The organism is Rania fehmarnensis, from assembly GCF_056494185.1.
Genome location: NZ_CM151398.1, coordinates 3,211,834 through 3,237,977, shown reverse-complemented (window position 1 = coordinate 3,237,977; position 26,144 = coordinate 3,211,834). Strand labels below are relative to the sequence as shown.

Genomic DNA, 26,144 nt, shown 5'->3' with positions numbered 1-26,144 from the left:
CCTTTGGAGTGCGGTGACACCTGGCACCGCTTTGATGTAAGCGAAGTCTTATGCCGCAGCCTGAGTCGCTCTGAATGTTTGGAGTAACCTAGTTCGTGCAGGCTGCGGAACAGACCACGCTTACATCAAAGCTACGGCTGCGCCGCAGCACTCCAAGGGCTGCGCCGCAGCACTCCAAGGCGAAGTTACTTCATCAACTCAGCCACCATTTCGGGAAGCTTGTCGAAGGTGGGATGAATCGCGCGGACTACGCCTGCTTTATCGACTAGCACCATGAAGTGCGGCAGAGGCGGTTTGACTCCCAGCTCCTTGGCGGCGGCTGAATTAAAGCCGCTGGCCGCTGGATTGCTGCTGTGGACCAAGCGGCCGTAGTTGCCTTGCGTCAACTCGGCTTTCTGCAAGTTCGAAGTCGTCAGGTTGTCGTCTATATTGATGCCGATAATTTCAAAGCTGGGACCGGTGATCGTGCTTCGCAAGTCTTTGATGTAGGTCTGCATGTTTAAACTGGGCAAGTCCAAACTCGACCAGCAATACACCAATACAACTTTGCCTCGGTAGCTGGCCCAGTCCAGTGGCACATCATCAAAGCCTATCAGTTCTTCTAGCTGAATCGGTTTGCCGATTAAATCCATCCGCCGTGCGTGCCCAGCAAGGACTGCTTCGATATCGCTTTTCCAGGGGCTCGCTTCGGCTTGAGTTTTCTTACTAGCGACCAAGTCGGCCAGTTTACTGGCGGCAGTGACGCGTCCGCGATATTCCATATCGCCAATCATGCGTAGAAAGTAGGCAAGCGTATTGGCCGAGGGAAAAGCATCAAACAAGGCGCTGGCCGTCGTGGCGACTTTGCTTTCATCGCTCTCTTGCCCTTCATGAACGGCGATGCAGGCTTCGTGATATGCGACCAACTGAGGAGACTTATTCACTTCGATGGCCCAGGCGCGCATGGCTACATCAGGATCGCTGGAACCACGAAAGGCGCGCACCAATCGCTGATCAATACCAGCCGCCGCCTCGGCATAACCCAGCTGACTACAGATAACCGAGCACTGCTGAACGGCCAAGAACTCCACCAGCGAAAGTTCGCTTGATGCCAACACCTGATCGATCTCGTCAACAATGGCCTGCGGATCTTTGATGACACCAGCTTGCAGCTGATTCAGCCTAAACCCCATCAACACCAATCGACCTTGATGAACGAGTTTAGGGTCGGAAGAAGTTACGAGTTCATTAGCCACTTGCTGCAGTGTTTGAGCAGCTTGAACATCGCCCAAACCAGAGAGCTGCGAGAGAGCCTCGACCTGAACTTTGATCGCCAGGTTGCGCTGCGCGACCGTCGCATCGGCCGCAGCTCTCAAGCGTTTGCCGGCCAATAGTTTCAGTTCGCTGATGCGTTTAGCTAACTTGACGAACTCTTCGTCTTTCAATTTGACCGTCTGCTGCACGAGCGCCAACTCTTGCACTGCCCGATCGCAATCTCCCAAAAAAGCCAACAACGGAGGCGCCGTTACGACTGCATCGGGCAGCTGCAGCTTCAGAAAACCTCGCTCACCCAAACGAGACTCGAGAGAAGCATCCAAGGCTGAGTCGGTCGAAGCGTCAAGATTGGGAACATTTTCGATCGTCACACCAGGTTTCTGAGCCGCCACGGAAGCAACTTCGGCAGCTTGGTTAGCTTCTGATACCGGCGGAGAAATTGCCGACGGTCCGGGCGGCAAAATCGCAGTTTCCGCTACTGGTGAACCAGTTGTTGAGTTGGCCGGCGAGCTCGTTGGTGCACCGCCACCTGCCGCAGGCTGCGACTCTCCGCTGGCCGGAGTTGCCTGAACTAGCTTCTCCTTGTCAGTTGTCGCCGAAGCCTTCTTTTCGGGTTCGGCGCGATTGCAAGCGGCCAAGAAGACGATACCGATCATCGCGCAGCGGATGACCCGCGTTGGCTGAGCAATTGATTCCATTTCAGACTCCCTTCGTTGGTGCATACTTTACTTGGCTTCGGGTTCGGCAGGGGTGGGCATTTCGAACAATCGATCCATCAATCGATCGAGTTCCGCGCCGCGGGCTTCTAATGAGACGACGACGCCTTCCTTATTCAACAGCAACACGGTGGGCAGTGATGCGATACCAAATTTCGACTGCAGTTTATCTTCCAGTTCGGCGGCTGAATCATGAATAACAGCCCAGGGCAGTTTGGCATCTCCCAAATACTTGTCGAGCGCCGCCCGGTCGTCATCGAGGCTAATGGCCACGATCTCCAAGCCTTTATCGTGGTGCTTTTCGTAGTGTTTCTTGAGGCGTGGCACTTCATCGATGCAGGGTTTGCACCAAGAAGCAAAGAAGTCGACAATCACAAACTTGCCTTCAAAATCCTCAGTGCGCACAGGCTTTCCATCGATCGACTCGGCAACCAGTTCTAATTTGTTACCCAACATCTCCAAGCGCCGGGCTCGCGAACTCAAATCCACGCGCAAAGCCTGCATCTCTTCGCGCTCGTCGTCTTTAAGCAGTTCGGCCATCAGGGCGTAAACATCGTGAGCCGGTTGTTTGCGCGGTTGCAATTCGAGGTAGGTCGACACGATTATCCCCGTCTGAATATCCGAGAGCGTCAATTGCTTGCGACTCTTCAGATAGGTCATGATCTTCTCGAACACTTTGTCGCGCGCGTCATCGGACTCGCTGACCATCAACGCGGCATTGCAAGCCATCGCATCCAATTCTGCTTGCATGCGCACCGGGTCTTCTTTGTTCTCGATCTGCTTGAGCAACAAATTGGAAGCATCGCGAATGGCTGTTTGCTGCAACCTGTATTCGGTCGCACTGCGCGGCCGAAATCCTTTGGCCGTCGCAATAACTTTCAATATGGCTTCTTTGTCCGCCCCAGCCGGAATCGACAAGTTGGGCGGCGGCGGCACGTCGGCCGCAGGCTTGGCCTGAGCCGCGGCTGGTGCTTTCGCCTGAGATTGTGCTGGTGCCTGGGGTTGTGCTTGAGCCAATAGGCTACCGCTGGCCACCAATGACAATGCCAGTGTCAGTACCAAGCAGTTCCAGGATAAATGTGGGCGATTCAGTATCATGTACATCTCAGTCTCGAATGTGGCATAGGCTTCCAGCCTGTGTTGTTCTGTGGCATAGGCTTCCAGCCTGTGTTGTTCTGTGGCATAGGCTTCCAGCCTGTGTCCTGCTGTGGCATAGGCTTCCAGCCTGTGTCCTTCTGTGGCATAGGCTTCCAGCCTGTGTTCTTCTGTGGCAAACGCATCCAGGCCTGTGCCTCGTAAGGTTATCCTTTATGCTACACGATCCGGAAGGTGGGCAAACAAAAAACTTGTAGCGGAATGCGTCAAGCATTTCGAGCGTTACCTCAAAATGACGAAAGCCTTGACGGCTTCCGCTACGAGCGAACACAGGCTAGAAGCCTATGCCACAGCAGTACACAGGCGGGAAGCCTATGCCACAAGAGATTGGGCTTTAGTTTACCAAAAGGTTGGGCATGTCCGAATACTGGCGCAGCCGATACATTCCTTGGGCTGTAGCCTGCAGCGGGTTGATGGCAGTGCTGCTGATCGTGATTTGGCCTTTACTGACCGGTCGTGTGCCTGCGTTCCGCGATGCGTTTCATTTCTATTATCCACTACTAGTATGGCTGGATCACCAAGCGACGCTGGGTAACTATTTTCCTCAATACAATCCACTGGACGGTACCGGCGTCAACTTGATTGGTGAGGCATCCACGGCCCTGTTTTACCCTGGACGAGTATTACTATGGGTGCCGGGGATCAGCGTGGCCACTCGGCTGGGCCTCTACTTGTTGGTCCATTTGGCCATCGGTGGTGTGGGAGCCATTTATGCTGCTCAGCGCAGTGGACTCAACCGACACGCATGCTTGCTGGCAGGAGTAGCCTACAGTTTGTCGGGCCCTGTTTTTTTTCAGCACACCAACCCAATTTTTTTAGTTGGCGCCGCCTGGTTGCCCTGGGCTGTGGCCGAATGCTGGGTGCTGTCGCAAGGCAATAAACGCTCGGAGGCTGCACCCCGTGTGCGCTGGTCGATATGGATCACCTCCAGCAGCCTTGCACTCCTGGGCGGAGATCCACAAACGACCGTACATATAGGACTGATCACCTGCCTGGCTGTGGCGCATGCGCTGGTCAGCAGTCGCCGTTGGCAGGATTGTGTTCGCAGCGCCCAACAATTTGTGCTCGCTGTGTTCGTCGTTGTTGGACTAACGGCCGTGCAGTGGCTGCCCAGTTGGTACCTGGTGCAGCACGCCACCACTACGCCACCCTCGGTCGCAGCATGTCTAACATCCGCGGCCATGGAACGAGATCAAGTGCCCGAACTCTTGCGGCCAGCCATCGCACCTGAGAGCCAACAGGGATTGTTTCCCTCATTGCCGCGAGGTTCGCGTTATGCGTATAGCGTGGCGCCCTGGCACCTGGTGACTCTCGTTTGGGGTCGACTAGCCGGATTCGTCATGCCGGAGTACACGCGTATCTTCTCGCTCTGGGCAGCTGAGCCACTGATGTGGGTTCCTTCGCTCACGATTGGACTGCCCACTTGGCTACTGGCCATGGCAACTCTTTTTCATCGACCGCTGCGGAGCCGAACCTGGTTTTGGTGGGCGCTGGCCATCTTGTCTGGTACCGCCATGCTAGGCAATTACGCACCGATGTGGTTGTGCCGCAACTTCCTGTTAATGATTGGCCAGCACCAGTGGGCCGCCAGTTTACCGGGAGATGAAACGCTGGGTATGTACTGGCTGTTGAGCGAAGTGGTACCGAGCTACCACGCGTTTCGATATCCCGCCAAGTGGAGCGTGCCCTTTGCGCTGGCGCTGTGCATGTGTGCTGCGCATGCGCTGAGCAACTGGCACCAAGTTAGCCAGACCATTGGTCGATTGTCTCTCGTGGTGGCGATTATGAGTGTGTTCGGCCTGGTGAGCTTCACGGGGGCTGAATGGGCCTGGGATTTGATTGAGCGCTCCAGCGCGACTGCTCCAGTGGATCCCTGGCTGGGCAAGCTGGCAGTGGCTCCGGCGTTTACCTGCGTCGTGAGCGGGTTGATGATTGGTTTGACAATTTGCAGTTTAACGATTGCCGTTTGCAAGCTGTCACCATCCTCCGCGACGCCAGCGATCCTGATGCTGACTACGCTGGAGTTAGTGATGGCCGACAGAAGCTGGCTGGTTACTGTACCGCCACCGCAGGGACACAGCAGCCCAAATGCGATTCAGTTCAACACCGCTGATCAATTACCACGTCTTTGGGCGCCGATTGGCCAGGCAAACGTGGCTCAAGATTTACCTCAGTTACCGCCCGGCCAGGCTGAACGTGTGACGGCGCTGTGCGAATATCAGCGCGAGTTTTACCTGGCTAAGCTTCATCTTTTAGAACATGCGGGCCACGAAAGCAACACATCCGCATTCAACTCCCTGGCCAACTTCTCTGCCTTGACATCGCTACCACCGCAAGCGCTCTTGCGCATACGCCGTGTGCTGGCTTCGCAGGATCATCTGCAGGCCTCCGACCCAAACTTGGAAGCGGCGCTGGCCTGGTTAGGTATCAGCCATCGCCTGGTTCGGGCTGCACATGCAACTCCAGGGCTGTCGCTGCAAGCGGTCGCGTCCTCAGAAAAATTGATCAATTGGCAAAACACGAGCTCAGCCAATACTTTACATATAAAGTATTTTCAAAGCGATCGCATCGAACTGAATGTACAGTGCGCTGAGGCATCCGACCTGGTTGTGCGTTTGTATCAAGACGGCGGGTGGCAAGCCAACTTAAGCGGAACGGGCTCGGAGCGCATCGCGCTTCGCCCCCACGCTTCGCATTTGGGCCTCTTCCAAACGTTGCACGTTCCGCCCGGCCAGTGGCAGATCACTCTGCTCTACAGAGCCCCAGGCGTAACAATTGGACTGCTAGTGAGCGTAATTACCTGTGCATTTTGTCTCCTTTCGCTCCGCGAAAGGCCTTTGCCGAATTCAGGCTAGGCTACATTCGTAGCCGAAGTCGCCAGACTTTGGATGAACTACCGCAACGCATTCCAATCTCTGGCGAGATCCGCTATACACAGGCTGGAAGCCTATGCCACACTCAGGCTGGAAGCCTATGCCGCACACGGGCAGTTATCTTACGCCTCGAAGTACGCGGCCACTTCGTGCGGGTGCGGTTGATGCCTGAGAGCTTCGATATCGATCAAGCGTTTATGTGCAATCCACGACTGCAGAAACTCCGGCGAAACCACATCACCGCGCAACAAGAACTCGCCATCTTCTTCCAAAGCGGCCAGGCTGGCTGAAAAACTCGAGGGTACGGGTTGATGGTCGACTGCTGACGATTCATCGGTGCCATAAGGATCAGGATCCAAGGCTGGACCGGGATGGATCTTGTTTTGCACTCCGTCGACGGCGGCCATCAGTAGAGCGGCGAAGGCCAGGTAAGGATTGCAGATAGCGTCGGGCAATTGGAACTCAACACATTTGTGCTTGCTTATGCGATGACTGGGAATGCGAATCGCCGCCCGCAGGTCGCTCTGGGAATACGCGATCTGCGGCCGGCCTGTTCCGCTGGCACATGATGACATCGGCGCCAGTCCAAAGCGTGAGTAGCTGCAGGTGGTCGAATTGGTCAGCGCCACTATCGACTTGGTATGTTTCAGTATTCCACCGATGGCATGTAAGCCGACTTCGCTCATGCCGGCGTAACCAGAGCCCGATAGCGCACAGTCGCCGCCGAGCATCAGGCCCAGCTGAGTCGGCATGGTGGCTGGTTCTCTACCAGCTTCCGGCAGGGGCATAAACGTAGCCGACTTGCCCCACCGTGCAGCCAATTGCCGCACCAGGTGTTTGGTGATCATCACATTATCGGCGCTGGCGACAAGTCCACTCTCGCTCAGTTCCAAACGCGACTTGGCTCGATCGCTACCGGGCTGACGATGGGATGCGACGGCCACTCCACAGTCGCCCAGCGCCTGCATCACTTGGCTGCGAAAGTCGTCGTCCAATAACTCGCCGTGATTGAAACTGGTACCGCGATCAGTCTCAAAACTCAGATCGCGAGCTTCATCGACCATCCGACGATAACCACCGCGTCGCGACTTTTTGGGGCCGCCTGCCAACAGGAAGAACTCAATGCCCAGTCCGATCAAGACTTCGTCGGCGACGCCACTATCTCTGGCAAACTTCTCTGCCTTGATGGCGATAGTACGTGGATCGCCCGGCAATTCTTCGCGAGTTAGCGGATCATTCATCGAACACAGAATGGAGAGCGTGGGCGTTTCTGCAAAGGGAGCGATGAACGCGGTCGCAGGTTGCGGCAACAACAATACATCAGCCACTTCGCCGCGCCGCGTGGCCAGGTGCGGCAACCACCAGGCAAATCCATCTTCGAATGCTTCTTCGGTCAAGCGTGCAATCGGGATGCTCAGTTGATGCCATTTGCCCAACGAATCAGTAACGTGCAGGGCGACGACCTTGACATCATGTTGTCGACATTCAACCAGAACCTCTTGGGGCGAATTGGCCATGGGCTATGCTTTCAAGATCTGCAAAAGTTAAGAGCCGGCCATTGAGGCACTGCCTGGCCTTGAATAACTGACAAGCATTTTCAATTTGGACGAGTTGGGGATCGATACCACAAGGCAAAAAAGGCAGGCACCAGAATGGAACGAATGACCAGCGTATCGAGCAACACGCCCAGTGACAAGGCAAAACCTAACTCAGTAATCCCGCGCAGCACCGGCGCGTCGCTGGTGATCCCCAGCCAGGGGACAGCAGTGGAAAGCGCGCGGGTAATGGCCGGACTGGTCATGGCCACAAACGTACCGGCCATCACCGCACCACAACTGGTAATGATACCGCCAGTCAATCCAAGCGCCCGGCGAATACCAACCAGCATTCCATGCTGCTTCTGTTCGTCCAAAATGCGTGTCGTCAAGTAAACGTTGTAGTCTTGGCCCACAGCTACCAAGATCACAAACAGAAACAGCGGCACCTTCCAGTCCAAACCATTGTACTGGTCACCATACAGCCAGCCAAAGAACGCATACGTCAGACCCAGCGTTGTGAAGTAACTGAACAATACGGTGAAGATCAAATAGGTCGCCAGCACCCAATGCCGCAGCAAATACAGCAGCACGCCCCATACGCCCAGGGTGACCAGTATCTGAATCCGCCCCTGGTCGGCTTGAGTCACCGAGCGCAGGTCGGTAATACCTACGGTGGTACCCACCGTCGTAAACTGCGCTTTGTGCCAAGGCGATTCGGCGCGATGCGTCTCTTGATCAACAAAGCTGGACAAACGACCGAGCGTCTCGGTGGCGCTGATCGAGAATGGATTGTCTTTCAGTACCACATCAAAGCGTGCCAGGCGATTCTCGTAATCCTTGACCGGACTCAAGTAACGCTCACGCGTCGTGCGATGTTCACGCAAGAAACGGCGCATCCAGGCATCGGTCGTCAGCAGTCCCATGGCGCGTTTGGGTGGATAGTCGCCCAGCGGATCATTGACGCTGCGTACCGATTCGACGCCATCCAGATACAACGAGTTGGATAGACTATCGCTGGCTTTCAACAGTTCCGCATCGTCACTGAACGGTTCATTGCGAATCATCAGTATCGTGACTGGGCTGCTATCGTTGGTCGAAAAGAAGCGTTTGGTTAGATCGATTCCACGTCGACTGGGCGCGTCGCTGGATAATTCTTCTACAAAATCATAAGTCACCCAGCCCAAACACTGCCAACCATAAGCGGCAGGTACGGCCAGGAACGCGGTGGTGATGCCCAGCGCCATCGTGGGTCGCGCGACGACCCAGTCGGCCAGGCGCATCCACAACCGCTTCCAGAATTGATCCTCGATGGCGACTGGTGCTCGGGCTGACTGGTGCTGGCCACCGCCCAGTCCATCTTCGGCTGACCCCGCCGACTTATGTTTTCGAAGTGAAGGCCAAAAAGCCAACCGCCCGATCGCACTCAGCAAGGCCGGCGTAAAGGTCAGGCACACTGCCAGGGTCACAGCCAGCGAGATGGCGATGATGGGACCGGAAAAGCGAAACTTCTCAAAGCGGCTCATCCACATCATCGTCAGTCCCACAATCGTAGTCATGGCGCTGGCGACGATCGCATGATGCACATTGCGCCACGCGCGGCTGACTGCGCGATAGAAGTGGGGACGAGTGGGTGTGGGTGTGCGTTCGAGCACTTCACGACATCGAGCAAGAAAGAACAAACAAAAATCTGTCCCGGCACCAAAGAGCAATACCACGATAAAGATGCGGGTGGTGGTGAACACACCCAGTCCACCACTGTCAGGATTGGCCGGATCTCGCGCCAGGAGTGCCACCAGGCTGGTCGACACCATCAAGCTCAAGGCAATACTGGTCAACGGTATGGCAACCAGGAAGGGACCGCGATATACCAGAGCCAGGATAGTGATCACCAATAGGATCGTTACGCCTTCGGTTTGGCGAACGCTGCTAGCCGACGCTCGCAACATATCGGCGCCCACCGCTGCTGAACCGCTGACCTCGACGCGCAGGTCGGGCGAGATGATCGGCCCATGTTCGGTTCGCATCTCTCGAATCAGAGCTTCAACGCCTTCCAGAATCGTGATGTTCGAGACAGCTGTGAACTCGGTATCCAAGTGCATGGCGATCATGCGTGCTTGCGAGTTCTTGCCGCCCAACTTGGTACCCAAGACGAAATCGCGCCAAGTCCAAACGTCGCTCAACTGCTCGGCCCACACCGGATGCCGCAACGTTAACGACTTGGTGCCTTGTTCGGTCATCGCATTGACCGCTGCTTCAGCCTTTTCGGCTTCGACCTCCTCGCCTAGGGCTTTATGAATGTGTGCGCGCAGATCGAAAGCATCACGCAGTCGAGCGTATTTGTAATCCGGTTGCTCCGTCTCGAGGAACTCGGCCAACTGATCATCGATGCTGATGCACTGATCGAGACTATAAGCCACCGAATCAACGCGCGCCTTTTGACCGACCGACAGTTTTTCGGGAGCCCAATCGGTTTTATCCAGCGGCAGCTTAGCCCACTGACCAGAAGCGGCGAACCAGTGCAGTCGACGAGCCAGGTCGAGCCCCAGCGCGATATCGCCTCCCGCCAATTGACCTTTTGACCGAGCCAGGATGATCATCATCTGGCTGCGAGCATGCGAAGCGGGGAAGGCTTCTTTGAGTTGTTTTTGCCCAATGATGCTAGGAACGTTAGCGGGCAGATAAGCCAGATCGCCATCGGCCGCGATCTTCTCCCAAGCCGGTGCAAGCCAGCGTAGCAATAGGGCTACCAGAATCCAGGCGGCGATGACCGTCGGCCAACTGCGCGTTACTAATCGTCCACCTGTCGCCTTGTACCAGCCCAAGCGTCGCTCCCTATTGTGAACTCTTCAATCATCCCGTAGCGGAAGCCGTCAAGGCTTTCGTTCGCATCCCGTAGCGGAAGCCGTCAAGGCTTTCGTTCCAACATCGCCACAGCGCCTGCATTTGGCTACTAACTTTGATCGGCCCCTCTATTGTTGGCAAGAACGACCCTACTTTGCAACGGCTTTCGCAACTGATATCGTTGGCGGTTATGAGTAAGGGAACTCACTGCTTTGACCTGCTGTTTGCTGCAAAATTGCCGCGCGAGCTGCCGCCGATCGTGGTTGCGTTTGGCGATGATGCCTTTTTGCGCCAACAAACTTCGCGTCATTTGCTCGAATTGGCCAAGATCCCCATCGACGAAGTCAAAGCCTTTGACGGCGAATCTTGTGCATGGCGCGATGTGCACGACGAACTGGCCACGATATCACTGTTCGACCCCGATGAACGTCGCGTGGCAATTGTCAAACATGGCGACGACCTGGTCAAAGCCGCCAGGCCGCTCATGGAAAAGTGGTTTTCATCAGCGGTGCCGTTATCTTTGCTGTTGCTCGAATTATCCTCGTTTCCATCTAATACCAAGCTTTTCAAGATCGCAGCCGAAAAGGGCTGGTGTATCGAGTGCAGCGCACCGAAAGGCAAAGCGGTAGAAGATTGGATCAAAAAGTGGGCGCTGAACATCCACAAACTGAAACTAGCTGCTGCCCAGATCGGCTTTGTCTTGGATCGCGTGGGGCCCGAGTTTGGTTTGCTCGATCAAGAGTTAGCCAAGGCCGCGCTCTACGCCGAGACCGATGGCACGATCACTGATGCACAGCTGAAACAAGCCATCGGTAGTTGGCGCACCCAAACAGTCTGGGAGATTGTGGCCGCTGCTTTGGAAGGACGCACCTCGCAAGCCTTGGAGCAATTGCATAAAGTCGTCCAGGCAGGCGAGTCACCGATGGCCATCGCGCCGCAAATGTCGTGGAGCTTGAGACGCTTCGGCAATGCCACGCAACTAATCGCCCAGGCCGAACGCCACCAGGCCAAACCCAATCTTCGCGACGCTCTAGCTCGCGCAGGCTTCCGCCCCTATGAACTGGGCACAGCCGAAAACCAACTGCGTCGCTTAGGTCGAGCCCGAGGCCTGAAACTGCTGGACTGGCTGCTCGAACTCGATATGAAGTTAAAGCTTTCGCACTCTAAAGAAGACCGCGGCATCTTTGCCATCGAAGAATTCATCGTCCGCCTGGCCGACTAAACCGCAGGCGTTAGCCTCGGTTATTGAACTACGACAACGCCTCCAAAGTCTGGCGACTTCGGCTACGGTTCACGAGGATGGATACAACAACCGGGGCTAATGCCCTCGGCTTAGTTTCCAATTTTAACCGCATCGCGTACAATTACGGACAAGAGATACTCTTCCTAACCTTTAACACTTGTGATCCATGTCCACACCCATCTGCGAAGACAAAGTCCGCGAACAGCTCAAGCAGGTCATTGATCCCGAACTGTTCGTTAACATCGTCGACCTTGGCTTGGTATATAACGTCTACCTGACTGCCAACGCAGAGGACGAGGTTAAGACCGATGTGGCTATCGATATGACGATGACCAGTCCCATGTGTCCAGCTGGTCCGCAGCTAGTCGGCAATAGCCGCCAGGTGCTCGAGGCGCTGGAAGGCGTCGGCAAAGTCGATGTGAAAGTCGTCATGGATCCGCCATGGACACCTGAACGCATGACCGAAGATGCCCGGGATCAACTGGGAATTTTCTAAGCTCAGCGTCAAGAATTTCACGACACCGGTTTCACGGCACCAGTTTCACGGCACCAGTTTCACGGCACTAGTTTCACGGCACTAGTTTCACGGCACTAGTTTCACGGCACTAGTTTCTCTGGGGTGCCGGGGATGGTTGCATTTTCGGTAGCAGCCAGCGGTTTGGCCAGACTGAGATAAGCGAACAGGTCCAGCAATTCTTGTTCGTTCATTTGTTGTTCCAAGCCATCAGGCATCAGCGATTTGACACTGTCTTTGATCGTGTCGATATCTTCCTGGCGATCGAGCTCGATCTGCTTGCCGCCTTGCACTTTCAAGGTGATGCGTTGTGGATCTTCCGCGACTAGTAGTCCAGCCAGCACGCGGCCATCGCTGGCTAAAACAGTTTTACCCATAAACGCTTTGCCAATCACCAGGCTCGGGTCCATGACGTTGGAAACGAGTTGTTCAAAACTGCCGCGACCATTGCCGGTGATGTCTGGGCCTAGTTCTACACCTTCGCCATGCAAGCGATGACACTGCGAGCAGATGCGTTTGAAGTGGCTTTGGCCATGCACTGGGTTACCCGACTTGCCGCTGGTTAACAGTTGCATCGTGCGCTGCACGACGAGTTTGCGATCAGTATCCTCGGTTGTGCGCAGTCGTCCCCAGACACGTTCGATCGCCGCTGTTAAATCGGCTTCATCGCTGGCCACCCACTTCATGAGTTGATTGGTGTTCAGCATATCTTTGGCAACCGTTTGCGTTTCGATGGCACTTACCAGCTGTTTCATACTGCTGGCGGTTTGCGTCAGCGGCTCGATGGCCGTCACTTGAACTGACCGGGGCAACTGGGCCCAGCGCGTCAGTAGAATCGACGTGGCAGCTTCTCGATCATGTTCCAAAGCCTGCGCGACACACAGCTCGAGCCAGTTGATTTCAGCTTCAGACATCGGTTCCGCTCGCGTGAGCAACTCTTTCAAATAAGTGCGAGCCGGATTGGGCTGGGCGGCCAACCAACAGCGCAGCAAGAACTCGCGCTGACTATTTGCCAAATGAAACTCTGCTCCAGCGATTGCCTGTTGGAGTTGCGTCTCGGCCGTTGATTGTCCGACGATCGTGAGCGCAGCAACTGCAGCTAACCACCTGGCGTCGCTAGGGCCTTTACTCAAGACGGGCAACATCTTGTCGGACAGTTGAGCCAAATGAGGTTTCAGCTCGTCGATCGAATTGCGCTCCAGCGCCTGATCGATCGCTTTTTCCAGCGCCGAGGCCGCGCCGGCTGGTTGAGCCGTCCACAGAAGTTTGACGATTTTTAGCGCGGGCGGTGTTGCACCAGGTGCATTGGCCGATGGTGCATCTTGTGCGTTTCCATGTGTGCCAATCAGAATGCCGCAGATTAGCCAAACGAGTCCTAGTCGAAGTTGCAATATCATTACCATCCCATACTCTGATCACTGCGTTTTCGGCAGTTTGGCTGACTACAGCCCATGATTACGTTGGAAAACAGGTGCATCGGAACCCGGATCGGTCTATTATAGTGAGTGATTCACTTCTATTCGCTCGGGATCAAGAGAATGAGATACCTGTGGGCCTCGGCGCTGTTTGTCGCACTTTGTAACTCGGGTTTTGGCCAGATCGTTCAATTACCCTCGGTCACGACTTTTGGCACATCCGGTACGGTGAGCGTGCCCGATCAGGGCGCTGCGTATATGGGTGGCAATTCATCTATGCGCTCGGGTCTGTCCAGTTCTGGATTTGGGCCATTGGCTTCGCGAGCGCGGGGCGTGGGCGTCGGCGGCAGCTCGGTTAGCGTTACAGCTACCATCATCGATCTGCAGGCCATGGACGAAGCCCTACTGAATCGCCCTCCCAAGTACTTGCCACCTAACAGCTATCCACCCAAGTACCAGGGCAAGCCGCTGATCAATACGCTGGCACCCAAAAAATATGATGCCATGACCAACAAAGCGCCGCGGCAGACGACGACCGCCAATGATTGGGCAATCGCCCTCGGCTCGCCGGGTGACGCGCCGCTGGAAACCAGTACCACTGAGAATAATGTGCGTTACTTCATGGGTCAGGCTGCGGAAGCGCAAGCCGTCGGTCGTGTGGCAGCAGCCAAAGTGTATTATCGAATGGCTTTGGAACGCATGACCCCAGATCAACGCCAGCGCATGGACAAACTGCAGGAACGCAATGCCGAAGCGGCTCGTCGTGGCGTTCGGCCCTCGGAGTTAGAAAGCGTTCTGAAGAAAGAAGCCGCCGAGAAAGCCGCCCGTACAACCTCAACCACCCCAGCTACCCAACCTGAAGAACCAGAACCCGAGTCCCCCTTCTAGCCCTGGTTACCAGGCTCTGCCTGGTAACCCACTGTCTTGCAGGCTCCGCCTGCGCCTTTCAAATACAGCCTACGATTCGGCAGCGACTATGCGCAAGGTTCCATAACCGGGGCTAACGCCGCTAACGCCCTCAGCTTAGTTTAATAACCGGGGCTAACGCCCTCGGCTTAGAAGAGGCCCTTTCGCTCTGAGTTCTACTGTGGTATTCCTAATGGTTCTCGCGCACGGGAACAAGCGATTCAGGCAGGGCGACTTCGGAGGTTGGATGGAATGAGTAACAGTGCCGTTCAGTCGGCAAAAGGATCAATCGTCATCGCTGATGGCGAGCCGCTGGATCTGGGTAACCGCGAACTGGCTGCACTGCTGGCTTGGCTCATCCCCGGTGCCGGGCACTATTACCAACGTCGATACCTCAAGTCGCTCATCTTCTTTGTGTCGATCATGAGCACGTTTCTGCTGGGTATGCTGGTCGGTGGCGGTCGCTGCGTCTACGCTTCATGGAACAACGTCGAAGTCCGTTGGCAATACATTCTGCAAGCCGGAGTGGGACTGCCAGCCATGCCGGCTGCGTTGCAATACTATCGGGTCAGTAAGAATCAGTCCGTCATGTTCGGCGGGTTTATGGCTCCACCCAAGTCAGTCGATGACCTCTCAGAATGGAATCATCAATCGTCTTCCGGTTTCGATATGGGCACGCTCTATACGATGATCGCTGGGTTGTTAAACATCCTGGTTGTCTTCGATGCTTGGGGTGGTCCCTTGCCACCTCCGGCTAAACCCACGAAACATAATGATGACGAGAACAAAGACCAGCAGGAAAAGCCGCCCGAGTCTCCAGGCGGTGGATAGCTATGGGCAAAATCCACGAAGCCATCAAGACCTTTAACACCACGGTCCGCACAGCACTGGCTGCCGGCTTCGTTGGCATATTGTCAATTGCTAGTTGGTGGGGATACAGCGAGTACAGCAAACACGAACGGGCTCTGGCTACCGCCAATGCCCAGGCAGCCCAGCTGAAGGGCGAAGTCGATAAGCTCAGCGGACAACTGGTCGAACTGAATGTCGAGCTAAAAAAGAAAATCGTGCAGATCGAAAAGATGGAGACATCTCTGCGTCTGCTCAAAACGAATCAACGGTTGGCGCGCCTGAAAGTTACCAGCATCGATCGCGATGCAGAAAGCCAGGCCGTGCGCACTCGACTCGAGTTCACCGAACTATCACCCGCGGGCGATCCGATCTCCGAGCCCAAAAAGTTTGAGCTGCCCGGCGACATCATCTATATCGATAATTGGGTGGTCAAGTTCGATGACAAGTATGTCGAACAAGCGGACATTCAACGCGGGACATCGCTCTGTTTATTCAAACGCATTTATAGCGATCAACTAAAACCATCCGATGGAAAGCAACTGGACGAAGTAGGTATGCGGCCGCAAGCTTATGCGCGCGGTGGACAACTAACGCAGTTCGAAAAAGAGCTCTGGTCCGACTTTTGGCAAATAGCCAACGACCCCGTCAAAGCCGAACAAAAAGGCATTCGAGCTGCGCATGGTGAAGCTGTCTCGATCCAAGTCCAAGAAGGCAAGACCTACGCCATCGAACTGCGTTCTTCCGATGGCCTGACCATAAAAACCGTCGAACAGTAACCTTGACGTAGCCACCGCTGCCAAGCGGTGGATAGTCAACGCGTAACGCGTCCACCGTCTGGCGACGGTGGCTACCCAGAGTCCACCGTCTGGCGACGGTGGCTACGCGCTATCGAATTACAGAATCGCTGCCAGATCGAAGCTTTGGGCTTTCACCATATTCGCAGCTGCCATTAGCGATCCACTTATGCTAGTGGGATCATCCAACCAGCTAGTGAACAGCTTTTGTAATCGGGCCGCGTTGCCGGTTTCGAAGCTGAGCGCTTGAGCGCTGGTACCCAGGCGAGCGATGACAGTTGGACCGGTGCACAGCAGCGTCGGCAGTCCCGAGGCGAGCGCGGTCTGCATCAGCCAGGAGCAACCTTGCTGAGGGCTGGGAATAATGCACAGATCGGCCGCGGACAACACCAAGTCGGGATCTTCGAAAGTGCCCGGCATCATCATGTCATGGCGCCAACCTTGCCGCTTGATTACATCATATAAACGCAAACGCTCGGGGCCATCGCCGATAATCCATAACCGCACGCCGCGTCGCGCTTCGATTAGTGGACCAAGGGCTTGGACCACGAATTCCACGCCCGCACTTTTGGTTAGCTCGGCCAACACTACCACGACGCGGTCTTCTGCCCTGACGAACAATTCGTAATTGATATCCGCCAATGCACGTCGCGCTGCGCTGCGGGCGGTAGAGGACCGATCGATAATTTGGTGCGGACCGTCACCGACAACTCGAATCTGTGCAGGTGTTACGCCAGCCCCGATCAATTCGCGCCGCGCGTAATCATGCGGCACGATCACCAGGCTGGCCCTGGAACAAGCCGTCACCGCTCGTTGCCTTAAGCGCGTACTGAGCGGTCCCAGCATATCGATCGAATCGTAGCGCACGATCACCGGTAGGCGATCACGATAATGATCAACCAACAGCAGAGCATCCTCTTCGCCCGCTTCGGCAACAATTAATCGCTGCTGACCTCGTACCTGGGCGGCCTGGCAACCTGCATCGATCCATTCCAATAGATGCCGCGCATAACGGCGGGTGCGAAACGGAGTTGTGGGACTGGGCTGGATGCGGTGAACGTCAATTTCTCGCAAGCGCACATCGGTCGGCCAAGATGAATGCCAGCCCGCCGTGATGATCTCAATCGACCAACCACGTTGCTGCATGGCACTGGATACCTCAAGCGTATGCCAGACGGAATCAGAAACGATCGGCCAAAAGCGACGTGTCACCCATTGCACGCGTGGCCCGGAGCTCATACTGAAATTCGACTTTACGAAATGGCTTCGGCCATGGAATCACTGCACGCAATGTCGTGTGGTTCCAGTACTGCCAGGTAGGGCAAGTTGCGATATAGATCTTGATAATCCAACCCATAGCCAACCACAAATTGATCGGGAATATGGAAAGCGACAAAATCGGGCTCCATCTCCACCACTTGTCGGCCTTGCTTGTGCAACAACACGGCACTGGCCAGGCTATTGGGTCCCATCTGAGCCACACAGCCCAGTACAGCGCTGAGCGTTCGGCCAGTATCGAAGATGTCGTCCAGCACCAGCACATCGCGGCCGCGCACATCCAGCATCATGTCATCGCGCAGCCACAACTGTCCTGATTCCGTGCCACCGCGATAACTGCTGGCTTGGATCAGACTGATGCGCACCGGCATCGTCAGTCGTCGACTTAAATCGGCCAGCAGTACCAGACTGCCAGTCATGATGGCCACGATTGTCAGCGGACGATCGCCATAGAAAGCGGCGATCTTCTGCGCCATTTCCGCTACGCCTTCGCGCAGTTTGTCTTCATCTAGCAGTATCTTCAAGCGACCCATCGCCTCCGAGATCATGCTCTAAATCTGGATGACCTGACCGTCAGTCGGAATGAACATCCCCAGTTGCTCATGCTCATTGGTCAGTATCATAGACGACCCAAGCACTTCGGCTAATGGGTTAAGGTGAATAAGCCCAGTTTTTCTGGGCCGAACCTCCCGAACTAGTTCAGTCACGGCACCCAACCAGGAGTGGCCCGTCTTTTCCGCCAAAGCTTGATATTCGTCGGTGAAATAACACTCATGCAGCAATAAATCCGCACCGGTAATGTGCCGCAAATAGTCCGATTCGGGCCGAGCGACCGTGTCGGTCGTGTAGGCCAACACTTTGCCGCCGTGCTCGATGCGCAACCCCAACGATCCGCCCGGATGTTCCAGCGGAAACCAGCTGAGCTGTGCTCCGCTTTCGAGCTGTAGCGGCGCGCGAAAATCATCGAGCGCTACAAACTCAATCCAATCCGGCAACAGAGGAAACAAATGCTCCTGGAACAAGTGCTCGCGGATGGCATTGAGCTTTACGGCCGCCCCCAGCACACGCACGCGTTTAAGCGAGGTAACCGCCACCGTATCCAGCAGAAACGTCAGCCCAATCACATGATCCAAATGTGCATGCGACAGAAAAATGTCCAGCGACTCACGCGGCTCTTGTCTCAAGAGTCCAGTCAGCCCAAACATGCCGGTCCCCGCATCCAGCACCAAACTAGCTTCGGGCAGGTAATAACAGGCCGTGTGCCGCGTTGGGCTGGGATGATATCCAGTCGTTCCGAGGCAGTGCAGTTTCATGAAGTACAGCTTGAAAGTTCGTGATCAAAATCGTAGCCCAATCCCTGGACTCGTTTAACCCGTAGCCGCAGGCGAGGCGCACCCAGTGTAGCGACTCTACCACCCACCATAGCCGAAGTCACTAGACTTTGGACGACTTACATCCAATCTCTGGCGAGATCGGCTACGAGATAACTTCTCAATTGCCGCTGGGCGGTGGCGTTTGGCCTGGCAAACCAAATTGGGGCAAACCGAGATTGGGCAAACCGAACTGAGGCAGACCGAAGCCCTGATTGCCTTGAGCTGGAGGTGCGGCTGTGCCATTGGCTGGAGCTGCGTTTTGGCCAGTTCCTTGGGCAGGCAAACCACCCGGGAAGAGTTTGTTGAGCCCCTTCGATAGCTGCTGCTGCAACACACCCTCGGCGGCTTGTGTTACCGCCTGGCGTCCAAGATCGCGAATGAACTGCGTATCTAACTGCGGTGCCGTCAGCGAACCGCGGATGGGTATTTGAATCGATTGGCCTCTCAAGCCCGCCAGGAAAGGCGACTTCTCAATCCAATCATCCGGGATGGGCATGGCGGCATTCAGTTCCATACGTCCGTCAATACCTACCGCACCCGACGAAACGAGCGTCACATCGCCGACGCCAAACTTCAGATCGCGATGCATGACGCGACCATTCTCCATGCGAAAAGCGATCGCTTGCTGTGGCAGTTGCATCCAAACTTGCTGCGTACCGACGGTCGATGCCAATTCCTTTTTGCGAATGGCATTGATCTGCTGAACCAAGCCAATCACTTGATTGGACAAAGGCCCGGGACCGACCACAGCGTTATGAATGACCAGTTGACCATCGACAGTTTGATCTTGAGGATTGGCGATGTTGAATCGAGCCTGGTTGAGCGTCAAGCTCAATCGACCATCGACGCTAGTAGCTTCCGCCAGTAACGGTGTCACGTACTTCAGCCAACCTTGGCACATTTGTGGCGTGATGGCCACATTCTCCAGCACGGTCATGGGCTTTTGGATCAGTACGGTTTGATCGGCGGTCAAATCGCTTTCCATATCCCAACGCACTTTGCCGCCCGAAACCTGGATCTCGGCGTTGGTCGTCAAGTGACCGTTGGTGACATTTACTGGCACATCGGCGGTGCCAACTTCGATACCCACCACGCGAGCTTGTTCCCAACCGATGCGTGTGGCAGCTTGCAAGCCTGCCAACATCGTAGCGCTCGGATTCTTTGAATCGCTCGTTAACACAACTTCGATGGGCACTTGTTTGCGACCGGACAATTGCACGTTATTGCCGATGTAAGGTTGCAACTTGGTAGCCACCATGTTCGCATCGTACAAACATTGTCCATTGGAACGAATCGTCTGGACATCACCTTTGTTTTCGACTTGAGCTGTACCGGCATAATGCATCCATGGAGCTTGGAACTGCATCGAGTCGACTTTGACATCGCCGCTGGTCATGTCGTAGAGGGCCTTCAAGTTAGCCACCAGTTGTGCTTCGGACCAAAGACTGGTCGGCTGCGCACCTGCGACCTGTTGCATTACATCTACTTGATCGCTTTTGGCATCCATATCCAGCGTGGCTGACTTGGCATCGACTTGCCACTTCAGATTACCCGCCACTTGACCTTTGAAGACCAATTGACTGGCTGGGGCAGTTGCTGGTGTACCGACGCCTGGTGGTAATACCAACTGTTTAGGATTGGCATTGGCTGTCGGCTCACTCTTGACATTGCGCATCAACGTACCCACGTCGATGATGTAAGCGCCCGTTCCGGTTCGACCAGCATCGGCATTGCCCAAGGCTTTGTCGGCTGCCGATAGTGAGAACGAGTGAGCTTGAACAACTAGCTTTTCAATGGCCAGCTTGCTCAAATCGTTTGTGTTTACATTGCCTTGAAAGTTACCGATCATCTCAGGTTCAACGAGGGTGGTACCACCCGAGCCGATCGAGAAAGGCTGGCTGCGCCAATTGGCTTCACGCAATTCTAAATGGGCCAGATCCAAGCTACCGCTCGCGCCCAGCGAGTATTTTCCGGCCATCGTCGTACCGGGATCGAGCAGCTTGAGCATGACCGCGCGCTTCTGCCATAGCTCCAGCGAGCCTTCAGTGCTGAGCGTAAACGCGGCAGGTGGTGCATCTTTCGCAACCAATTGCATCGGCTCGAGCAAGTCGAGTTTTAGTTTCTCAGTCTGTGCCGTCAGTTCGATATGGCCGCGTTGAATGCTGGTGAGTTGTGTTCCGGCCAAACGAGCCGAAGCCGAGAATGTGCCCTTCCAGGCTGGTTCGTTCAATTGTCCGCCACTGGACATGGCAATCAACAGCGGTGTCGTTTCGAGTTGTCCTTCGGCCGCGACGACGCCGGGTTCGGCCTGCGACCAATGTACTTTCATGGCAGCCTGGCCAGCCATAGTGGAGACAGGCAGTTCAATCCACTGGGCCAGGCGTTGCTGCAGTCGATCGAGATCGAATTGACCACTGAAGGCTCCTTCGGCGGCAGTGCCCTTGGCAGTGATCTTGCAGAATTCGGCATCGCAAGTTCCGCTCAGCGATACCGCGCCGCCAGCTTGAGGCTCGGCGCTGAGTGATAGTTTTAACGCATCATCCCACTTGAGCTGTTGACCACCTGCGACGGCTACTAGCTTGCCCAGTTGCAAATCTACGGTACTCGAGGGCGCTCCCGTGCTAGTCAATTGCTGTGCGACTTTGAATGTCGCCGAACCAGAGAGCAAACGTGTATCATCGCGCATCGGTACCAGCGTCTCAGCAACCTTCACCAGCTTGGCCAAGTCCACTGAGCCTTCGGCATTCAACTGAGCACCAGGTAACCAAGGCGCAGTCACGGTCGGCATGACTACAGGCCAGGGCAGGGTACCTGCCGCCGCCACACCACCGACATCCGTAGTCAGCTGTGTGCCTTGCAGTGACAGTGTGCCACTCGCCAAAGTCGCTTGCCCTTGCAGCTTGATCGATTCGAGTTTAGCCGGCTTGTCACCAAGCAGTGTTGGGGCTGCCACCACTAGTTGATCGCCACTGAAGTTCTCGACGTTGAAACTCCAGCGATCTTGATCGACCATCGAACCGGCTAAGCGGGCCGAGAGTGAACCATTGAGTTCATCGACAGGCAGATCCGGTAATCGCTGACGCACCACATGCCAAAACGCCAGCGGTACGCGTTCGACGACCGCGCGCACATTAAACGTGCGCACCTCGCCCGCCATCGACTCGGCGACATCTGCTGCGATCGTACCAGATAACTGACCACTGCTATCGGAAATAGTGGCTGCCAATTGCGTGGGGCCCACAACTTGATTGGGTCCCGGCAATTGTGTTTTTAGTGAAGGGATCTTTACCATCCACGCGTCGGGATGCATGGAGTCGCGCAGCGTGATTTTGGCTTCGGTTAGTTCAATTGCGCCGGTATAAAGCGTCGTGGACGTGCTAGGTGCTGATGGTTCGCCTTGCATCAGCGGGGCTACCGCTTGTTCGATACTGGATGTTCCATTGGCGACAGCTACATCGACATTGACATCTTTGATACGAATTGTGCCGAGATTTTGGCTAGCGGTAATCCAAGATAGTAAACTCTTTTCAGTTTCAATCGCGCCTACCTTGGCCACGTCGTTCCCTTGGCCATCGATCACCCGCAGTCCTACAATACTGACCGGCGAAAGCCAACCGGCCGAGACGTTGGTGAAGTCAACCTTTAGCGGCGCGATACCAGCAAAGCGATCGATCAGCGGCACCAGCACGGCACGTTTGGTCAACACCATCGGCGCAGCGCCGACTAGCAATATGAACAATCCGCCCATGACCAGCGGAATCGTGTAGCGCTTCTTAAGTTTGCGTTTGCGCCGGGCAGGACGCGACCGTGGCAGATCATCGTCATCAACAACATCATGCTGTCGGGCCATAGTATCTCGCTCCGTGAGAATCCAAGGACTTCTCGCGAGATTCTACGCAGATCCCCAGGTCCAACGCCAGAGCAATGTAGAAGCCAGTTTTGTTGCTCTGTTGCTCGTATTGGTACTCTTTTTCCTACTCCTACTCCTACTCCTACTCGAAATGGCTACGAGTAGGAGTAGGAGTAGGAGTAGGAGTAGGAGGACTCACCCCTCCCGGAGCATCGCTAACGCTCGCTCCGACCTCCCCAGACTGCGTCTGGAGAGGTGACCGCGCCCGAAGAGACTACTCGTCCGGCGCTGTGAAATTGTTGCCCGAATTGGGTTGAACCGGCTGGCCGTTGTTAGGCTGGCCCTGCTGCCCGCGCTGGTTGGGTTGTTCTTTGCCGCCCTTTTGCTTGCCCATGATAGCTTTGAGCGCCTTGGAGACGCTGGTAGCATCTCGACTGGTCGACATATCCAAAATCTCAATGCTACCTTGAGGTTTGGCGGATTCGTCCAGTTCGGCAATCATCTTGCAGACCACATCCAGCAAGGCTTTGCCCTGAGCGAACACGACAATCGAATTGGTGACCGAATCGACGCCAACTGACAGCTTGCCCTTGAGCGAGAAACTGCCGCCGCCGGATGAAGACAATGTATCGCCTTCGCGATCGCGTTTGCTTTCATTGCCACGACCACCACCGCCTTGCTGCTGTTGTTGGAATGCTTTGTCGTTGGCACTCAGATAATCGCGATACGCTTCCTTGACGACTTCGGCGATGACGGTGGCTTGCGAATAGCGAATCTTGACGATCTTGGTATAGCGCACATTGGTATCGTTGATCGGCTCGGCCACATCCCACAGTTCGATCAACTCTTGGATCGTAGCCCGATCACTATCGGTGGCGCCTTGCACGATAATCGTGTTGGTGTCGTTATCCGCCAAGAACTTCAGCGGCTTCTTCTTGCCTAACTGGCGCTCGCCGTCTGACTTCTTGCCGCTATCGTCCGATGGGAAGCCGAAGTACCACCGGAACATGTCATCTCGCGAGTTGTCTTTCTTTTCTTCGTTCTTGAAGTAGTCTTCCAAGTTCAGCACGACCCAGGTGGCCCGCGTGTATTTGACATAGAACAAATCGTAGGGCTTCTTTGGCGGCTTGTTCATCTGCATCAGCTCTTCGAGTTTATCGAGAGCCGCCACATCGTCGCTACGCAAGATCAGATTACCTGCTTCATCGATCATGATTTCGATCGGCAAAGCGGCCGCAGCCGCCTCAGCCTCTTCGGTATCCAGTCGGTTAGCGGGCACATTGCGGACCGGCCGCTCGGCATCGCCTTTGGCTACAAGGTCTGGACCAGGCGCACGAACCTCAGGCTGAGCGATAGTAGCACCTTCTTCTACTGGCTGCTCCGTAGTTGTCTTCTCGCTGGCTGGTTTTTCACTGGTGGGTGGATCTTGAGTTACCGGAGCGCTGGTTAGCCGCACGACCGCAGCGGTGTCGCTGATGGCCGTGACAGTTTCATCGGTGGTGTTAGCTTGTGGGACCTTTTCTTCCGACTTGCGTTGAGGAGGTTCTTTCTCTTTGAATTCTTCGGCCTCGGGCAGTACCAAGGGATTGGGTGACATGCGATTCCAGCGCTCCTGCAGCTTCTTGAGATACTCCAGCGTCTCAGGTTGGCGCGATGCATCGATGACCCGAACGTTGCTGCGAGATGCACCTTCAGCGGGTATCTCACCCAGTTTGACCAGCAAGTTGCGAACTTCGTCCATCTCGATCTTGTTGGCCCACAGCATGACTTGATTGTCGGCCACGTTAGCGCCGACTCGCATCTTGTCGTCGTTCTTCTTCTTGTTGTCGCGGCTGTTGAAGCTGTCGTAATAGCTGAAGTAGCGATACCGATTATCGTCGTTATTGGACTTCTCTTCGCTGGCGCCCATTAAGAACTTGATGCTTCCAGCGACGGATTCGGCATCCAGCCTGCGCAGCTGGATGACTTCGAATTTACGGCCTGAACCATCCAAACGTTCAATCACACTTTGAATCACAAACTGGTCGGCCAGCGACGCGTAAGCGATGATTGCCGAGTTGTCTTCGTCTACCTGCAACCGCGTCGATGGCTCCAGTGCATCCATTTCAATTAGCGAGGCCACAAGTTGCTTGGGATCGAGAGTTGCCAGGCGAAAGACCTTCATCCGCGACTGCAAGCGGTGAAAATCTTGCCCGCCACTGTTGGGCACATCGATCCGCTGAATGAAGGCCGCGACGATCGCCATCTTTTGCGGAGCAGCTGAAACGATCAGGCTGTTGTTGCGTGTGTTAGCGATGACGTAGACTTCAGCATTTTGTCGAGCAGGGGCGCGAGCCTTACCACCGCCGCCACCACCTTGCTGCTGTTGCATCATCTGCATCTGCTGCTGCATTTGTTGTTGCATCTGCTGCTGCATTTGCATCATCTGGTCCATGCCCATGCCGCCACCGCCGCCGCGAGCCGCTGGTCGATTGATGCCCAGGAAGCCTTCTAGTTGCATCTTGACCGCTTCGGCTCGTGCGTGTTCCAGTTTGAACTCGCGAGCCAAGCCTTCGAGGGCCGCCGTCGATTGCTCTTGTTCGATAACCCTTGATATATCAAGTAAATTAGCCGCAGCATCCATCACTTCCAATCGATTGGTGGCATCCAGGGCAGTGATCTTGCCGTTGGGGCTGGTCATCGACTTGAATTCTTCTTCGACTTCGCTGGCCACTAAGAACGATAACTCAAACGAGGTCCGCAAGAATCGATGGGGTGGCTGGTTGGACAATTCCTCCGGTGACACGCGCGGCACTAAAGCCGGATTGATGTTGGCGATCTTGGCTACACTCAGCACACCTTCGCTCTCCAGTAACGTAAAGCCTCGTGAGAGCAAATGTCGGTTGATAACATCGCGAGTTTCCACCAGCGTGTAGGGTCGCTGGGTGGCCAGGTTCAGATAGTCACCGGGCAACTCTTGCCAATCGAGCGATTGATTGGAAACATCAGCCAACCACCGCAGCAACTCTGGCCAGGGCTGGTTGCGAAACTGAAACTGCACCAGGCCGTCTTTATCCGGCTTGACTTGCAACTCGCGTGGGTCTGGTGCTTCGGGTGGCTTGGTGGGACGTGTAACGGGTGTCGCGGCACCGTCTTTGGCCGGCTCTCCCGGTTTGCCATCGGGTTTCTTGGCATCGGGCGGTATTGGCTTGCCGTCAGGACCAATTTGCGGCACACCCGGTGGTACCGCACCTGCCGGAGCCACAGCGCCAGGTTGTGGCGTTCCAGCTGGCGATGGTTCATCTGGGGCTGAAGTATCAACCACAATCGGCGCTTGCGCGCTTGCATCAGACGGTACCACAGCGTTGCAAACAAAGATCGACAACGTGGCGAAAACCATGATTGTCTGGCTCCCGGCAAACAGTGCAGTAAAGCACTGAGCGGCACCGCGCTGGGCCGGGCGGAACTGATTTCGAATAGGTTTCGGCATCATGAACAGGCGACTATCAAATGGTGGTTAAGGTTAGAGTTTGCTGAGGGGTAACAAAAATCGGCCACCGTGATGT

General features: G+C 55.4%; 16 protein-coding genes. 6 read left to right on the top strand and 10 right to left on the bottom strand.

The genetic code is table 11. The features are described 5' to 3' along the window. Nucleotides 1-185: 185 nt before the first annotated feature. On the bottom strand, nucleotides 186-1,952 hold the full coding sequence (locus tag SH573x_RS10935; RefSeq protein ID WP_479354956.1) for a TlpA family protein disulfide reductase: 1,767 nt from the start codon (nucleotides 1,950-1,952) through the stop codon (nucleotides 186-188). A gap of 27 nt (nucleotides 1,953-1,979) precedes the next feature. Next, nucleotides 1,980-3,074: a TlpA disulfide reductase family protein gene (locus SH573x_RS10930; protein ID WP_479354954.1), complete on the bottom strand. Its 1,095-nt coding sequence runs from the start codon at nucleotides 3,072-3,074 to the stop codon at nucleotides 1,980-1,982. Nucleotides 3,075-3,481: 407 nt separating this feature from the next. On the opposite strand from SH573x_RS10930, the gene SH573x_RS10925 reads away from it, so the two are divergent. Further along, a complete protein-coding gene (locus SH573x_RS10925; protein ID WP_479354952.1) occupies nucleotides 3,482-5,980 on the top strand; it encodes a putative glycosyltransferase family protein in 2,499 nt (832 codons plus the stop codon). Between the two features lie 140 nt (nucleotides 5,981-6,120). Here SH573x_RS10925 and SH573x_RS10920 read toward each other — a convergent pair whose 3' ends face one another. Then, a complete protein-coding gene (locus SH573x_RS10920; protein WP_479354950.1) occupies nucleotides 6,121-7,515 on the bottom strand; it encodes a glutamine synthetase beta-grasp domain-containing protein in 1,395 nt (464 codons plus the stop codon). Nucleotides 7,516-7,595: 80 nt separating this feature from the next. Further along, on the bottom strand, nucleotides 7,596-10,358 hold the full coding sequence (locus SH573x_RS10915) for an MMPL family transporter (RefSeq protein WP_479354949.1): 2,763 nt from the start codon (nucleotides 10,356-10,358) through the stop codon (nucleotides 7,596-7,598). A 209-nt stretch (nucleotides 10,359-10,567) separates the two neighbouring features. Between SH573x_RS10915 and holA the strand changes: the two genes are divergently transcribed. Together holA and SH573x_RS10905 are read left to right on the top strand one after the other, a co-directional pair. Then, nucleotides 10,568-11,599: a DNA polymerase III subunit delta gene (gene holA, locus SH573x_RS10910; protein ID WP_479354947.1), complete on the top strand. Its 1,032-nt coding sequence runs from the start codon at nucleotides 10,568-10,570 to the stop codon at nucleotides 11,597-11,599. Between the two features lie 187 nt (nucleotides 11,600-11,786). Continuing rightward, nucleotides 11,787-12,116, top strand: a complete 330-nt coding sequence (locus SH573x_RS10905) for a metal-sulfur cluster assembly factor (RefSeq protein WP_479354945.1) — start codon at nucleotides 11,787-11,789, stop codon at nucleotides 12,114-12,116. Nucleotides 12,117-12,217: 101 nt separating this feature from the next. Here the strand turns inward: SH573x_RS10905 and SH573x_RS10900 are convergent, their stop codons facing one another. Then, nucleotides 12,218-13,537, bottom strand: coding sequence for a hypothetical protein (locus tag SH573x_RS10900; protein WP_479354943.1), 1,320 nt, complete (start codon nucleotides 13,535-13,537; stop codon nucleotides 12,218-12,220). Nucleotides 13,538-13,672: 135 nt separating this feature from the next. Between SH573x_RS10900 and SH573x_RS10895 the strand changes: the two genes are divergently transcribed. The 3 genes from SH573x_RS10895 (at nucleotide 13,673) to SH573x_RS10885 (ending at nucleotide 16,080) form a co-directional block, all read left to right on the top strand. Then, the gene (locus SH573x_RS10895; protein ID WP_479354941.1) at nucleotides 13,673-14,437 is read left to right on the top strand and encodes a hypothetical protein; all 765 of its coding nucleotides are present in this window, start codon (nucleotides 13,673-13,675) and stop codon (nucleotides 14,435-14,437) included. 270 nt (nucleotides 14,438-14,707) lie between these two features. Beyond that, nucleotides 14,708-15,286, top strand: coding sequence for a DUF6677 family protein (locus SH573x_RS10890; protein ID WP_479354940.1), 579 nt, complete (start codon nucleotides 14,708-14,710; stop codon nucleotides 15,284-15,286). 2 nt (nucleotides 15,287-15,288) lie between these two features. Continuing rightward, the gene (locus tag SH573x_RS10885) at nucleotides 15,289-16,080 is read left to right on the top strand and encodes a hypothetical protein (RefSeq protein WP_479354938.1); all 792 of its coding nucleotides are present in this window, start codon (nucleotides 15,289-15,291) and stop codon (nucleotides 16,078-16,080) included. Between the two features lie 117 nt (nucleotides 16,081-16,197). On the opposite strand, the gene SH573x_RS10880 is transcribed toward SH573x_RS10885, so the two are convergent. The 5 genes from SH573x_RS10880 to SH573x_RS10860 all read right to left on the bottom strand — a co-directional run bounded on the left by SH573x_RS10880 (nucleotide 16,198) and on the right by SH573x_RS10860 (nucleotide 26,071). Continuing rightward, nucleotides 16,198-17,337 (bottom strand): glycosyltransferase family 4 protein, encoded by a 1,140-nt coding sequence (locus tag SH573x_RS10880; RefSeq protein WP_479354936.1) that lies wholly within the window; start codon nucleotides 17,335-17,337, stop codon nucleotides 16,198-16,200. Nucleotides 17,338-17,351: 14 nt separating this feature from the next. Then, the gene (gene hpt / locus SH573x_RS10875) at nucleotides 17,352-17,900 is read right to left on the bottom strand and encodes a hypoxanthine phosphoribosyltransferase (RefSeq protein ID WP_479354934.1); all 549 of its coding nucleotides are present in this window, start codon (nucleotides 17,898-17,900) and stop codon (nucleotides 17,352-17,354) included. Between the two features lie 27 nt (nucleotides 17,901-17,927). Continuing rightward, nucleotides 17,928-18,689 carry an MBL fold metallo-hydrolase gene (locus SH573x_RS10870; protein ID WP_479354932.1) on the bottom strand — a complete coding sequence of 254 codons (762 nt, stop codon included), beginning with the start codon at nucleotides 18,687-18,689 and terminating at the stop codon, nucleotides 17,928-17,930. A gap of 178 nt (nucleotides 18,690-18,867) precedes the next feature. Then, nucleotides 18,868-22,599, bottom strand: coding sequence for a hypothetical protein (locus tag SH573x_RS10865; protein WP_479354931.1), 3,732 nt, complete (start codon nucleotides 22,597-22,599; stop codon nucleotides 18,868-18,870). A gap of 274 nt (nucleotides 22,600-22,873) precedes the next feature. Next, nucleotides 22,874-26,071: a secretin N-terminal domain-containing protein gene (locus SH573x_RS10860; RefSeq protein WP_479354930.1), complete on the bottom strand. Its 3,198-nt coding sequence runs from the start codon at nucleotides 26,069-26,071 to the stop codon at nucleotides 22,874-22,876. Nucleotides 26,072-26,144: the final 73 nt, after the last annotated feature.

Excerpts from the sequence above, each read along its gene's own strand:
- SH573x_RS10935 (WP_479354956.1), bottom strand. The coding sequence starts at position 1,952 with ATGGAATCAATTGCTCAGCCAACGCGGGTCATCCGCTGCGCGATGATC.
- SH573x_RS10930 (WP_479354954.1), bottom strand. The coding sequence starts at position 3,074 with ATGTACATGATACTGAATCGCCCACATTTATCCTGGAACTGCTTGGTA.
- SH573x_RS10925 (WP_479354952.1), top strand. The coding sequence starts at position 3,482 with ATGTCCGAATACTGGCGCAGCCGATACATTCCTTGGGCTGTAGCCTGC.
- SH573x_RS10920 (WP_479354950.1), bottom strand. The coding sequence starts at position 7,515 with ATGGCCAATTCGCCCCAAGAGGTTCTGGTTGAATGTCGACAACATGAT.
- holA (WP_479354947.1), top strand. The coding sequence starts at position 10,568 with ATGAGTAAGGGAACTCACTGCTTTGACCTGCTGTTTGCTGCAAAATTG.
- SH573x_RS10905 (WP_479354945.1), top strand. The coding sequence starts at position 11,787 with ATGTCCACACCCATCTGCGAAGACAAAGTCCGCGAACAGCTCAAGCAG.
- SH573x_RS10900 (WP_479354943.1), bottom strand. The coding sequence starts at position 13,537 with ATGGTAATGATATTGCAACTTCGACTAGGACTCGTTTGGCTAATCTGC.
- SH573x_RS10895 (WP_479354941.1), top strand. The coding sequence starts at position 13,673 with ATGAGATACCTGTGGGCCTCGGCGCTGTTTGTCGCACTTTGTAACTCG.
- SH573x_RS10890 (WP_479354940.1), top strand. The coding sequence starts at position 14,708 with ATGAGTAACAGTGCCGTTCAGTCGGCAAAAGGATCAATCGTCATCGCT.
- SH573x_RS10885 (WP_479354938.1), top strand. The coding sequence starts at position 15,289 with ATGGGCAAAATCCACGAAGCCATCAAGACCTTTAACACCACGGTCCGC.
- SH573x_RS10880 (WP_479354936.1), bottom strand. The coding sequence starts at position 17,337 with ATGAGCTCCGGGCCACGCGTGCAATGGGTGACACGTCGCTTTTGGCCG.
- SH573x_RS10870 (WP_479354932.1), bottom strand. The coding sequence starts at position 18,689 with ATGAAACTGCACTGCCTCGGAACGACTGGATATCATCCCAGCCCAACG.
- SH573x_RS10865 (WP_479354931.1), bottom strand. The coding sequence starts at position 22,599 with ATGGCCCGACAGCATGATGTTGTTGATGACGATGATCTGCCACGGTCG.
- SH573x_RS10860 (WP_479354930.1), bottom strand. The coding sequence starts at position 26,071 with ATGATGCCGAAACCTATTCGAAATCAGTTCCGCCCGGCCCAGCGCGGT.